This is a genomic window from Pseudomonas sp. LBUM1657 (assembly GCF_059716075.1).
In genome coordinates, this window is the sequence record NZ_CP166799.1 from 4104402 (window position 1) to 4118231 (window position 13830).

Annotated in this window: 11 protein-coding genes; 6 read left to right on the plus strand and 5 right to left on the minus strand. The window is 58.4% G+C overall.

The annotated features are described in order from the left end of the window. Positions 1–39 precede the first annotated feature (39 nt). Both lolA and ACA055_RS19055 read right to left on the minus strand, forming a co-directional pair. Positions 40–663: an outer membrane lipoprotein periplasmic chaperone LolA gene (gene lolA / locus ACA055_RS19050; protein WP_059406617.1), complete on the minus strand. Its 624-nt coding sequence runs from the start codon at positions 661–663 to the stop codon at positions 40–42. A gap of 66 nt (positions 664–729) precedes the next feature. Beyond that, the gene (locus tag ACA055_RS19055; protein ID WP_497680070.1) at positions 730–3138 is read right to left on the minus strand and encodes a DNA translocase FtsK; all 2409 of its coding nucleotides are present in this window, start codon (positions 3136–3138) and stop codon (positions 730–732) included. Between the two features lie 309 nt (positions 3139–3447). Here ACA055_RS19055 and trxB point away from each other — a divergent pair, with 309 nt between their 5' ends. The 4 genes from trxB to infA all read left to right on the plus strand — a co-directional run bounded on the left by trxB (position 3448) and on the right by infA (position 6247). Then, positions 3448–4407, plus strand: coding sequence for a thioredoxin-disulfide reductase (gene trxB, locus ACA055_RS19060; protein WP_497680071.1), 960 nt, complete (start codon positions 3448–3450; stop codon positions 4405–4407). Positions 4408–4471: 64 nt separating this feature from the next. Then, a complete protein-coding gene (aat, locus tag ACA055_RS19065; RefSeq protein ID WP_497680072.1) occupies positions 4472–5152 on the plus strand; it encodes a leucyl/phenylalanyl-tRNA--protein transferase in 681 nt (226 codons plus the stop codon). 57 nt (positions 5153–5209) lie between these two features. Continuing rightward, positions 5210–5917, plus strand: a complete 708-nt coding sequence (locus ACA055_RS19070) for an arginyltransferase (protein ID WP_497680073.1) — start codon at positions 5210–5212, stop codon at positions 5915–5917. A gap of 111 nt (positions 5918–6028) precedes the next feature. Then, positions 6029–6247: a translation initiation factor IF-1 gene (gene infA / locus ACA055_RS19075; RefSeq protein ID WP_002553999.1), complete on the plus strand. Its 219-nt coding sequence runs from the start codon at positions 6029–6031 to the stop codon at positions 6245–6247. Positions 6248–6483: 236 nt separating this feature from the next. Here the strand turns inward: infA and clpA are convergent, their stop codons facing one another. Further along, positions 6484–8754 (minus strand): ATP-dependent Clp protease ATP-binding subunit ClpA, encoded by a 2271-nt coding sequence (gene clpA, locus ACA055_RS19080; RefSeq protein ID WP_497680074.1) that lies wholly within the window; start codon positions 8752–8754, stop codon positions 6484–6486. Positions 8755–8784: 30 nt separating this feature from the next. Continuing rightward, positions 8785–9168, minus strand: coding sequence for an ATP-dependent Clp protease adapter ClpS (clpS, locus tag ACA055_RS19085; protein ID WP_030130931.1), 384 nt, complete (start codon positions 9166–9168; stop codon positions 8785–8787). Between the two features lie 225 nt (positions 9169–9393). Between clpS and cspD the strand changes: the two genes are divergently transcribed. Then, a complete protein-coding gene (gene cspD, locus ACA055_RS19090) occupies positions 9394–9654 on the plus strand; it encodes a cold shock domain-containing protein CspD (protein WP_497680075.1) in 261 nt (86 codons plus the stop codon). A 79-nt stretch (positions 9655–9733) separates the two neighbouring features. On the opposite strand, the gene icd is transcribed toward cspD, so the two are convergent. Continuing rightward, positions 9734–10990: an NADP-dependent isocitrate dehydrogenase gene (gene icd / locus ACA055_RS19095; protein ID WP_497680076.1), complete on the minus strand. Its 1257-nt coding sequence runs from the start codon at positions 10988–10990 to the stop codon at positions 9734–9736. Between the two features lie 496 nt (positions 10991–11486). On the opposite strand from icd, the gene ACA055_RS19100 reads away from it, so the two are divergent. After that, positions 11487–13712, plus strand: a complete 2226-nt coding sequence (locus ACA055_RS19100) for an NADP-dependent isocitrate dehydrogenase (protein WP_497680077.1) — start codon at positions 11487–11489, stop codon at positions 13710–13712. Positions 13713–13830: the final 118 nt, after the last annotated feature.

Below are 13830 nucleotides of genomic sequence, written 5' to 3' on the forward strand. Positions count from 1 at the left end.
AATTGGACACCACAAGCCCGTTCCCACAGGTTCTGCGTCTTACTCCTGGATCACATCGGCACCCTTGGGGATGTCGAACTTGAACTTGGACGCCGGGATCGGCTCGTTGGCCTTCACGCCGGTGAACAGGATGTTGGTGCGCTGACCGACGCTGTCGATCAGTTGCATGTCATTGACCAGGCCGTTGCGGAACGACAGACGCAGGCTGTCGAACAGGGTGTCCTTGGTTTTCGGCTTCAAGGTGAAGTCGATCACGCCGCCGGCTTCCTTGGCGCTGATGTCGAAGCTCTGGCTGATCTTGGACACGTCGCCGGACAGCAGCAGCGCCGGGGTCTGGGTCAGACGCTGGTCGAGGTTCTTGATGGTGACCTGCTCCAGGTCCGGGTCCCACAGGGAAACCTTCTTGCCATCGGAGACCATCAGCTGTTCTTGCGGTGCGTCGGTGTGCCAGTAGAACAGGCCCGGACGCTGCAAGGACATTTGCCCGGCCGTTTCCTGCAATTGAGTGCCGCTGCCATCGAGGGTCAACTGGGAGAAACGTGCGGTCAGGGTCTGGGATTTTTCCAGCAATTGGGTCAGACGCGCCACGTCCTTGTCATCGGCGTGGGCCGAAAGCGTGGTCAAAGCCAGTACCGGCAGCAACAGCATGCGGATAAGACGCATGGGAGTCCTCTTGAACATTCGTGGGGGTGCGATGGCGCGTCATTACGCCACCGCGTTTCAATCAATTCAGTCGCGTACCGGGCCAGGCGCCAGGACTTCACGCGAACCGTTGGTATTCATGGACGTCACGACCCCGGCCATTTCCATGGCTTCGATCATGCGCGCGGCGCGGTTGTAGCCGATTTTCAGTTTGCGCTGAACCGCAGAGATGGACGCACGACGGCTTTCCAGCACGAACTGCACGGCTTCGTCATAGAGCGCATCGGTTTCCGCATCATCGTCGCCACCGCCACTGCCGCCATCAAAGCCGCTACCGGGCTCTTCGACGCCAGCGAGAATCTCGTCGTTGTATTCCGGCGCGCCGCGCAGTTTCCAGGCCTCGACCACCCGGTGAACTTCGTCATCGGAAACGAAGGCACCGTGGACACGGATCGGCAGGCTGGTGCCCGGCGGCATGTAGAGCATGTCACCGTGGCCCAGCAGTTGCTCGGCGCCGCCCTGGTCGATGATGGTCCGGGAGTCGATCTTGCTCGATACCTGGAACGCCATACGGGTCGGAATGTTGGCCTTGATCAGCCCGGTGATCACGTCGACCGACGGACGCTGGGTCGCGAGGATCAAGTGGATACCGGCGGCACGGGCCTTCTGGGCGATACGAGCGATCAGTTCTTCAACCTTCTTGCCGACGATCATCATCATGTCGGCAAATTCGTCGACGACCACGACGATGGTCGGCAGCTTGGTCAGCAGCGGCGCTTCGTCGTGAATGCTTTCGCGCTTGTACAAAGGATCGGTCAACGGCGTGCCGGCGTCCTGGGCTTCCTTGACCTTGGCATTGAAGCCCGACAGGTTGCGCACGCCCATCTTCGCCATCAGCTTGTAGCGGCGCTCCATCTCCGCCACGCTCCAGCGCAGGGCGTTGGCCGCGTCCTTCATGTCGGTCACGACCGGGCACAGCAAGTGCGGAATGCCTTCGTAGATCGACAACTCAAGCATTTTCGGGTCGATCATGATCAGCTTGGCGTCTTCCGGGCCGGACTTGAACAGGATCGACAGGATCATCGCGTTCACACCCACCGACTTACCGGAGCCGGTCGTACCGGCCACCAGCAGGTGAGGCATTTTCGCCAGGTCGGTGATCACCGGCTTGCCGCCGATGTCGTGACCCAGGGCCAGCGTGACCGGTGACTTGAAGTTGTCGTACTCAGGGGTCGACAGCACTTCGGAGAAACGCACGATCTGGCGGTCTTCGTTAGGAATTTCGATACCGACGGTGGTCTTGCCCGGAATCACTTCCACCACACGCACACTGGTCACAGCCAGGGAACGTGCCAGGTCTTTCGCCAGGTTGGAGATGCGGCTGACCTTGACGCCTGCCGCTGGCTGGATTTCGTAACGGGTAATCACCGGGCCCGGGTGAATCGAATCCACCGAGACTTCAACGCCGAATTCCTTGAGCTTGATTTCCAGCAAGTGGCCAACCGCAGCCAGGGATTCAGGCGAGTAATTGAGTTGCTTCTTTTCCGCAGGATCGAGAATCGAGATCGGCGGCAAGGTGCCTTCGACGGCGCTGTCGACGAACAGTGGCGCCTGTTTCTCTTTTTCCACACGCTTGCTGGGTGCGGCGGGCTTGGGTGGCGCTGGCGCAATCACCGGCGGCACCTGCTTCTCGCGGTCCGACATGTGTTTGCTCAGGGCTTGCTCGCGCTCGATCAGGCGTTCCTTGACCTTGGCCTGTTCACGTTTGTCGGTGACGGTCGGCGCCACCACGTCATGCACGCGATCGTCGACTTCGCGCAATTGGGCGACCAGTTGCTTGCGTTCGGTCCGGGCGGCCCACCAGCGATTGGCCGCGCCCTGGAACAGTTCCAGCAGGTCGAGGGTGATCTTGCCCGTGACGTCCATCACCTTGAACCACGACAGGTCGGTGAACACCGTCAGACCGAACAGGAACAGAGCGATGAACAACAGCGTACTGCCCTGAATATTCAGGGCGTTCCTGGCCAGGTCGCCGAGGCTTTCGCCAAGCGCACCGCCCGCGCCGGCCGGCAGACCGGTCGCCGCGTGAAAATGGATATGGGCCAGGGCTGCGCCCGACAGCACCAGGAACACCAGGCCGATCAGACGCCAGGAGAACAGCCAGCCGCTCCACTGCCACGGCTCGTGGCGCTGACGGAAGATTTGATAAGCCTTGACCGCCAGCAACAGCGGGAAGATGTAGGCGAAGTAACCCAACACCATGAACAGGATATCGGCGCTGTAGGAGCCGGCCGGACCGCCGAAGTTCTGCACGTCGTCGATCTTGCTGTTATGGCTCCAGCCCGGATCGTCCTTGCCATAGGTCAACAAGGCCATCATCAGGAACAGGCACAAGGCACCGATGGCGATCAACGCACCTTCCTTGAGTCGGTAGTGCAATTGCTGGCGCCAGAGCGGAACGACGGCTGGTTTAGGTGCTGCGGTGGATTTCTTCAAAACGCTTCTTTTCCTGCGCCTGTGGCGCGTCCATCTGTTGAATGACTATAAAAAACTGCCCAATCCAGGCAGGTAAAAAAAGTTAACCGACGCAACCGGGACTACTTTTAACACTGTGCCCCGGTTTTTATAAACACGGCATGCACTGCTTATTTTGTTACAAGCACGGTTACAGACAGGCATTGTACGGGTTTGTTCGCCCGATGCCATGCTTGTGACCCTTGGGTGTAGCATAGCCAAAAGCCCATTGCGCGCGATTCAATTTGAGCATGCATTCTCTTTTGTGACAAAGGCTTATGAGGTGTTTTTATGAGCGAAGCGAAGCATTCCCGCCTGATCATTCTGGGTTCCGGCCCTGCCGGTTACAGCGCAGCCGTTTATGCCGCCCGCGCCAACCTCAAGCCCGTTGTCATTACCGGCATACAGGCAGGTGGCCAGCTGACCACCACCGTCGAAGTCGATAACTGGCCCGGCGACGTCGAAGGCCTGACCGGGCCGGTGCTGATGGAACGCATGCAAAAACACGCCGAGCGCTTTGACACAGAGATCGTTTACGACCATATCCACACCGCCAAGTTGCAGCAGCGCCCGTTCGAACTCATCGGCGACAGCGGCACCTACACCTGCGATGCGCTGATTATTGCCACCGGCGCCTCGGCGCAATACCTGGGGCTGCCATCGGAAGAGGCGTTTGCCGGCAAAGGGGTTTCGGCCTGCGCCACCTGCGACGGTTTCTTCTACCGCAATCAGGTAGTCGCGGTGGTCGGCGGCGGCAACACCGCCGTTGAAGAAGCACTGTACCTGTCGAACATCGCCAAAGAGGTCCACCTGATTCACCGGCGCGACAAATTGCGCTCGGAGAAGATCCTTCAGGACAAACTCTTCGAAAAAGCGGCCAACGGCAATATCCGCCTGCACTGGAACCAGAATCTGGATGAAGTCCTGGGCGATGCCAGCGGCGTGACCGGCGCCCGTCTGCGGGACAGCCACACGGGTCAAACCAGCGAGTTGCCACTGACGGGTGTATTCATCGCCATCGGCCACAAGCCCAATACAGACCTGTTTCAGGGCCAATTGAACATGCGTGACGGCTACCTGCTGGTCAAGGGCGGCAGCGAAGGCGATGCCACTTCCACGGAAATCGAAGGCGTGTTCGCCGCGGGCGACGTGGCCGACCATGTTTATCGCCAGGCCGTCACGTCTGCCGGGGCCGGCTGCATGGCCGCACTGGATGCCGAGAAATACCTCGACGACATTCCTGTCGTTTGACGGCAAACTTCACGGTGGGCCCAACCGCCCGCCACCGCCCTCCCCTTCTGCAAGCCCGGATGCCATGCTGACTTGGTTACAACGCAATACCCTGACCTTCCCGCCGCTGGAAAAAGCCATGCGCGATCCCAACGGATTGCTGGCTGCGGGCGGCGACCTCTCCGCTGATCGTCTGATCCAGGCCTATCGCCACGGCTGCTTTCCGTGGTTTTCGGAAGGCCAGCCGATTCTCTGGTGGTCGCCGGACCCGCGCACCGTTCTATTTCCCGACGAACTGCACGTCTCGCGCAGCCTGAACAAATTGCTGCGACAACAACGTTATCAAGTGACCTTCGATCGGGATTTTGCCTCGGTCATTGGTGCCTGTGCCGCACCCCGGGAGTACGCCGACGGCACCTGGATCACCGACGCGATGCAGACCGCCTACCTCGAGTTGCACAAACGCGGTTACGCGCATTCAGTGGAAGTCTGGGACCAGGGCGAACTGGTCGGCGGGCTCTACGGCCTGGCGATGGGGCAACTGTTTTTTGGCGAGTCCATGTTCAGTCGAGCCGATAATGCGTCGAAATATGGCTTTGCCACACTGGTGCGACATCTGAAAGACTCGGGTTTCGTGCTGATCGATTGCCAGATGCCTACCGACCATCTGCACAGTCTCGGCGCCCGGGCGATTCCCCGCCGCGAGTTTGCCGGCTACCTTGCGCAGCATCTGGATCAACCCAGCCGTGCCACCTGGGTTTGCTGAGCGACTTTTGCGCGTGTGGCTTACACTTAATTCAAAGCTTATCCCCGAGGGTTGATCATGACCGAGTTGGCGCGTTTGAAGTTCTATGCCACTCAGCCCCACTCTTGCAGTTATCTGCCGGAGGAGCAGGCCACGACCTTGTTCCTCGACCCTAGTCAGCCCATGGATGTGCATGTCTACGCAGACCTGTCGGAAATGGGTTTCCGTCGTAGCGGCGATCATCTCTACCGTCCCCATTGCCAGAATTGCAATGCCTGCGTCCCGGCACGCATTCCTGTGGCGCAGTTTTCACCCAACCGTCAGCAAAAACGCATTTTCAAACGCAACGTTGACCTGAAAGTGCGCCCGGCCAAACCCGGGTTCAGTGAAGAGTATTTCGATCTCTATCAGCGCTACATCGAACAGCGGCATGCCGATGGCGATATGTACCCGCCGAGTCGCGATCAGTTTTCGACGTTCCTGGTACGTGACCTGCCGTTTTCCCGATTCTACGAGTTCCGCCTCGACGGACGGCTGCTGGCCGTCGCCGTCACTGACTTGCTGCCCAACGGTCTGTCGGCGGTTTATACGTTTTACGAGCCCGCCGAAGAACGTCGTAGCCTGGGGCGCTACGCGATCCTTTGGCAAATCGCCGAAGCCCGGCGCCTGGGGCTGGAAGCGGTCTACCTCGGCTACTGGATCAAAAACTGCAAAAAAATGAGCTACAAGACCCAATATCGACCTATCGAACTGCTGATTAATCAGCGCTGGGTCATCCTGAACTAGAGCAGCCCCTAAACCCCTTGGCTTAAACCCCCTTTTTCGGGCACAATGCACGCCGCTTTTGCCTGGCGCAGTTGCACCGGGCCATTCATTGGACACCGAGGGCTTTACTGCATGTCGAAAGAAGACAGCTTCGAAATGGAAGGCACTGTCGTCGACACCCTGCCCAACACCATGTTTCGTGTGGAGTTGGAAAATGGGCACGTCGTAACCGCGCATATTTCCGGCAAGATGCGCAAGAACTACATCCGTATTCTTACCGGTGACAAAGTGCGCGTCGAGCTGACGCCCTATGACTTGAGCAAAGGGCGCATCACTTACCGCGCTCGCTAATCAAGTCAATACAAGACGCCCGGTTTATGCCGGGCGTTTTTGTTTGTCCAGGATTTGTAGGCCGCACCCGGTCAATGTGGGAGCGGGCTTGCCCGCGAAGACGGCGGCACATTCAACATTGATGCAAGCTGAGCCACCGCTTTCGCGAGCAAGCCCGCTCCCACAAGGGATTTGAGAGTTTCTTCAAGACAGCAAAAAGGCGCCTTTCGGCGCCTTTTGCTTTGTTGCGGTAAACGTCAGGCCATTTCAGCCGTGGTCTCGAACTCGAAGGTCAACTCGCCATCCTTCAGGTCGATATGAACCACGCCGCCATGGTCGGCCAGTTCGCCAAAGAGGATCTCTTCGGCCAGCGGACGCTTGATCTTGTCCTGGATCAAACGCGCCATTGGTCGAGCGCCCATTGCCGTGTCGTAGCCACCCGCGGCCAGCCAGCTGCGCGCCGCGTCCGTCACTTCCAGCTGCACACGCTTGTCTTCCAGCTGCGCCTGAAGCTCGGTAAGGAACTTGTCCACCACGCTCTTGATGACCTCATGGCTGAGGCGACCAAACTGGATAATGGTGTCCAGACGGTTACGGAATTCCGGCGTGAAGCTCTTCTTGATCACTTCCATCGCATCGGACGAGTGGTCCTGATGGGTGAAACCGATCGAAGCACGGGCTGCGGTTTCGGCACCGGCGTTGGTCGTCATGATGACGATCACGTTACGGAAATCCGCCTTGCGCCCGTTGTTATCGGTCAGCGTACCGTGGTCCATGACCTGCAACAGCAGGTTGAAGACTTCCGGATGCGCCTTCTCGATCTCATCGAGCAACAGCACGCAATGAGGCTGCTTGGTGATGGCTTCGGTCAGCAGACCGCCCTGATCGAACCCGACATAGCCAGGAGGTGCACCGATCAGACGCGATACGGTGTGGCGCTCCATGTACTCGGACATGTCGAAGCGAACCAGTTCAATCCCCAACGCCTTGGCCAACTGACGCGCCGCTTCGGTTTTACCGACACCGGTAGGCCCTGCGAACAGGAACGAACCGACAGGCTTGTCAGGCGACTTGAGACCGGCGCGGGACAGTTTGATCGCAGTCGACAGCGAGTCGATCGCGGCATCCTGACCAAAGACCGTCAGCTTCAGGTCACGCTCAAGGTTACGCAGCAGCTCTTTGTCGGAGCTTGTGACGTGTTTTGGCGGAATCCGCGCGATTTTCGCGACGATATCCTCAACCTGCGCCACTTCAATGCGTTTTACGCGCTTCTCGATTGGCTGCAGACGCTGATAGGCGCCCGCCTCGTCGATGACGTCGATGGCCTTGTCCGGCATGTGCCGGTCGTTGATATAACGCGAGGCCAGTTCAGCAGCGGCGCGCAGGGCTTCATCGCTGTATTCGATGTTGTGGTGCGCTTCGAAACGACCTTTGAGGCCGCGCAGGATGCCGATGGTGTCTTCCACCGACGGCTCCGACACATCGACCTTCTGGAAGCGCCGGGCCAGGGCACGGTCCTTCTCGAAGATCCCGCGAAATTCCTGGAACGTGGTCGAACCGATGCAACGGATATCACCGGATGACAGCAGCGGCTTGAGCAGGTTCGAGGCATCCATGACGCCACCGGATGCGGCACCCGCACCGATGATGGTGTGGATTTCATCGATGAACAGAATCGCCTGCGGACGTTTTTTCAGCTCATTGAGCAGCGCCTTGAAGCGCTTCTCGAAATCGCCGCGGTATTTGGTCCCGGCCAGCAAGGCCCCCAGATCGAGGGAATACACCACGCTGTTGGCCAACAGGTCCGGCACCTGGTTGTCGACAATGCGTTTGGCCAGGCCTTCGGCAATCGCGGTTTTACCCACGCCCGCCTCGCCCACCAACAGCGGATTGTTCTTGCGGCGACGCGCCAGAATCTGCGCGACACGCTCGACTTCCAGCTCACGGCCTACCAACGGATCGATACGACCCTGGCGCGCGAGTTCATTGAGGTTGCTGGCATAAGCATCCAGAGGATTGCCTGAAGATGAAGACTCACCGCCCTCGTCGTCCTGCATATCTTGCTCACCTTCAGAGTGATCGCCATGCCCCGGCACTTTGGAAATGCCATGAGCGATGTAGTTGACGACATCGATGCGCGCAACGCTCTGCTGTTTCAGCAGGAACACTGCCTGACTCTCTTGCTCACTGAAGATCGCAACCAGCACGTTGGCGCCAGTCACTTCGCGTTTGCCCGAGCTCTGTACGTGAAAGACAGCACGCTGCAGAACACGCTGGAAGCCCAGGGTTGGCTGGGTTTCACGATCCTCGTCATGAACGGGGATCAATGGCGTCGTGGAGTCGATGAACTCCTGCAGATCATGCTTGAGTTTGTCGAGGTTTGCGCCGCAGGCACGCAAAACGGTGGCGGCAGCCTCATTGTCCAATAGGGCCAGCAGGAGATGCTCGACGGTCATGAATTCATGACGCTTCGAACGAGCCTCCTTGAAGGCAAGATTGAGGGTGACTTCGAGCTCGCGGTTTAACATAGCTTCACCTCATACCCAAGTGGTCGGCGATTAACCGTCCTTCTCGATTTCACAGAGTAGCGGATGCTGGCTTTCCCTGGCGTACTGGTTGACCTGCATGGCCTTCGTCTCGGCGATGTCGCGGGTAAACACTCCACATACTGCCCGTCCTTCTGTGTGGACGGCCAGCATGACCTTGGTCGCCAGCTCGCGATTCAGGTTAAAAAACACCTCGAGCACTTCGACGACGAAATCCATCGGTGTGTAGTCATCGTTGAACAAAACCACCTTGTACATCGGCGGCGCCTGTAAAGCAGGCTTAGCCTCCTGAACAGCAATGCCTGCGGAATCGTCGTCGTGTACCTCCGGGTGATCTTTTTGGAGAGTCGGGCGATCCTGATTGAATGTTAGTCGAATCTGGCTGATTGCATGCATGGAAAGAAAGGTTCGTCAGTTGTGCAAATACAGTGGTGGGGGCGGCCAACGTCGTTTTCAACTCCGACTGCCTGGTCACCTTGACTATCGGCAGAACGGTGTTACAACCAATAGAGCCCACAGTGGGTAAAAAAGGTCCGCGGAGTCAATCTTATTTCTGAGAAATGACTGCGGATGAACTGGATGATACTCCAGTGATGGAGTCTGTTGCAGAGGGATATGAGCATGGCAGTCGGCAAGGTCAAGTGGTTCAACAATGCCAAGGGGTATGGCTTCATCAACGAGGAAGGCAAGGACGAAGACCTCTTCGCCCACTACTCGGCGATTGACATGGACGGCTATAAAACCCTGAAAGCCGGACAGGCCGTGACCTTTGAGATCATCCAGGGTCCAAAGGGTCTGCATGCGGTTAAAATAGAAGACACTGCAGCCAAGGCAGCAGCAGCCTCCACCGCCGCCAATTCACAAGAAACCGAATTGACCTGACACACCGATCATCCAGTCATAAAAAACCGCCCAGCTCAATCACTTGAGTCGGGCGGTTTTTTGTTACATCTGAATTCGCTTACATGTGCGAGATCAGTGCATCACCAAACGCCGAAGAAGACAGCAGCTTCGCGCCTTCCATCAAACGGTGGAAGTCATAGGTCACGGTCTTGGCCGAAATCGCGCCGTTGGTGCCCTTGATGATCAGATCAGCGGCCTCGGTCCAGCCCATGTGACGCAGCATCATCTCTGCAGACAGGATCAGCGAGCCCGGGTTGACCTGGTCCTTGCCGGCGTACTTCGGCGCAGTACCGTGGGTCGCTTCGAACATGGCGATGGTGTCGGACAGGTTGGCACCTGGCGCGATACCGATACCGCCCACTTCGGCCGCCAGGGCGTCGGAGAGGTAGTCACCGTTCAGGTTCAGGGTCGCGATGACGTCGTACTCGGCCGGGCGCAGCAGGATCTGCTGCAGCATGGCGTCGGCGATGGCGTCCTTGACGACAACGTTCTTGCCGGTTTTCGGGTTTTTGAACTGCATCCACGGACCGCCGTCGAGCAGGGTCGCGCCGAACTCTTCAGCGGCCACTTCGTAGGCCCATTCCTTGAAGGCACCTTCGGTGAACTTCATGATGTTGCCTTTGTGCACGATGGTCAGCGAGTCGCGGTCGTTGTCGACCACGTACTGCAGGGCCTTGCGCGCAAGACGCTTGGTGCCTTGCAGGGAAACCGGCTTGACGCCGATACCGCAGTTTTCGTCGAAACGGATCTTGGTAACGCCCATTTCTTCTTTAAGGAACTTGATGACCTTGGTCGCTTCCGGCGAACCGGCTTTCCACTCGATACCGGCATAAATGTCTTCCGAGTTCTCACGGAAGATCGTCATGTCGACGTCGCCTGGCTTCTTGACCGGGCTAGGCACGCCTTCGAACCAGCGCACCGGGCGCAGGCACACATACAGATCGAGTTGCTGACGCAGGGCCACGTTCAGCGAACGGATGCCGCCGCCGACCGGGGTGGTCAGAGGGCCCTTGATGGAAACCACGTAATCCTTGACCGCGTCCAGGGTTTCCTGAGGTAGCCAGGTGTCCTGATCGTAAACCTGAGTCGCTTTCTCCCCGGCATAGACTTCCATCCAGGAAATTTTGCGATCACCGCCGTAAGCCTTCTTAACAGCAGCATCGACAACCTTGATCATGACCGGGCTGATATCAACGCCAATACCATCGCCTTCGATGAAGGGGATGATCGGGTTGTTAGGAACATTGAGAGAATGGTCCGCATTGACGGTGATTTTGTCGCCGACGGCTGGAACCTGAATCTTCTTGTATCCCATGCTGAACTCCATTGTTTGGATTGAACATCTGGCTTCGTTCGAGCGTACCCCAGTTAAATCGGCACGCAAACCCTATGTTCCATCCATCTGCCGCAAAGCTACACAGTTCACGGCGTACAAGCCTGAAAGCAAAGGGAAAAGCGCCAAACTCAAGCACGGTGCAAGACTCTACGCCCCGTGCTCCCCTGCGACCTTTAGACCAATGGACGAGAATCGTTGTGTGTGAACCATCGGCAGATTGCCAGCTACCTATGTATAATGCCGGCCGCTGACCACAGAGTCACGACGGCCGACCTTTCTATTACGAGGCTTTAGGCCTGAAAAAGCCGGACTGTTACCGCAGTCCACCCGCTTGACGCTCGACTGATGCACCCAACATCACCGCGAAGAAACCTCGACATTCGGCTCATGGATGACTTTGAACGAACGCGCTTACCCGGCGCCCCTCGAGTTTTTCTGCGCACGCTTTAGCAAAGAAGAGAGAGTTAATCCGAATATGCCCACCCGCTCGAAGATCATCTATACCTTCACCGACGAAGCTCCCGCCCTCGCCACCTATTCACTGTTGCCTATCGTAGAGGCCTTCACCGCCTCCGCTGATATCGCCGTGGAAACCCGCGATATCTCTCTTGCAGGGCGCATCCTGGCCAGCTTCCCCGAGCAATTGGGTGACAAAGCCGTAGCCGACCACCTCGCCGAACTGGGCGACCTGGCCGTTACGCCTGAAGCCAACATCATCAAGCTGCCGAACATCAGCGCCTCGGTTCCGCAGCTGCAAGCCGCGATCAAGGAACTGCAAGCCCAGGGCTTCGCACTGCCGGACTACCCGGAAACAGTGACCAGCGACGCCGACAAGCTCGCCAAGTCGCGCTACGACAAGATCAAGGGCAGCGCCGTTAACCCGGTCCTGCGCGAGGGCAACTCCGATCGTCGTGCCCCGCTGTCGGTCAAGAACTACGCGCGTAAACACCCGCACAAAATGGGCGCCTGGGCTGCGGACTCCAAGTCGCACGTAGCGCACATGAGCACCGGCGATTTCTACGGCAGCGAAAAAGCTGCCCTGATCGACGCCGCTGACGCCGTCAAAATCGAACTGATCGCTCAAGACGGCACCACCACCGTCCTGAAAGAAAAAACCACCGTGCAAGCCGGTGAGATCCTCGATTGCGCGGTCATGAGCAAAAACGCTCTGCGCAGCTTCATCGCCGCCGAGATCGAAGACGCCAAGCAAAAAGGCGTGCTGCTGTCGGTTCACCTCAAAGCCACCATGATGAAGGTCTCCGACCCGATCATGTTCGGCCAGATCGTTGCCGAGTTCTACAAAGACGCACTGGCCAAGCACGCTGACGTGCTGGCACAGATCGGCTTCAACCTGAACAACGGCATCGGCGACCTGTACGCTCGCATCAAGGCTTTGCCTGCCGAGCAGCAAGCTCAGATCGAAGCGGACATCCAGGCGGTCTACGCCGTTCGTCCGTCGTTGGCCATGGTCAACTCCGACAAAGGCATCACCAACCTGCACGTGCCGAGCGACGTCATCGTCGACGCCTCGATGCCAGCGATGATCCGTGACTCCGGCAAGATGTGGGGCACCGACGGTCAGCTGCACGACACCAAGGCAGTGATTCCGGATCGCTGCTACGCGACCATCTACCAGGCGGTGATCGAAGACTGCAAGCTGCACGGCGCCTTCGATCCGACCACCATGGGCAGCGTGCCGAACGTTGGCCTGATGGCGAAAAAAGCTGAAGAGTACGGCTCCCACGACAAGACCTTCCAGATCAAGGCCAACGGCGTGGTTCGGGTTTCCGACGGCGCTGGTCGCACCCTGCTAGAACAGTCGGTTGAAGCCGGCGACATCTTCCGCATGTGCCAGACCAAAGACGCGCCGATCCAGGACTGGGTCAAACTGGCCGTCAACCGTGCTCGCGCCAGCAGCACCCCGGCGATTTTCTGGCTGGACCCAATGCGCGCTCACGACGGCGTAGTGATCGAGAAAGTTCAGGCTTACCTGAAGGATCACGACACCTCCGGCCTGGACATCCGCATCATGGCGCCAGTCGACGCGATGAAGTTCACCCTGGACCGCACTCGCGAAGGCCTCGACACCATTTCGGTGACTGGCAACGTACTGCGCGACTACCTGACTGACCTGTTCCCGATCATGGAACTGGGCACCAGCGCCAAGATGCTGTCGATCGTTCCGCTGATGAATGGCGGCGGCCTGTTTGAAACCGGCGCTGGCGGTTCGGCACCGAAGCACGTTCAGCAGCTGCTGGAAGAGAACTTCCTGCGCTGGGATTCCCTGGGTGAGTTCCTGGCACTGGCCGCTTCCCTTGAGCATCTGGGTGTTACTTATAACAACCCTAAAGCCCTGGTTTTGGCCAAGACCCTGGATCAGGCCACCGGCCAGTTCCTGGACAACAACAAGTCGCCATCGCGCAAAGTCGGCAACATCGACAACCGCGGCAGCCACTTCTACCTGGCGCTGTACTGGGCCCAGGCCCTGGCCGCCCAGACTGAAGACACTGCACTGCAAGCGCAGTTCGGCCAACTGGCCAAGACCCTGACCGAGAACGAAGCAACCATCGTTGCCGAGCTCAACGCCGTTCAGGGCAAGCCAGTGGACATCGGCGGTTACTACCACGCCAATGCCGAGCTGATCAGCAAGGCCATGCGCCCAAGCAACACCTTCAACACCGCGATCGCCGCGCTGGTTTAAGGCTGTAAGGCTGCAAAGAAGCCCCGGCCCAGTGCCGGGGTTTCTGTTTGTGGCCTTCAATGTGAACACGGGAAAAATGTGGGAGCGGGCTTGCTCGCGAATGCGGTTTATCATTCAA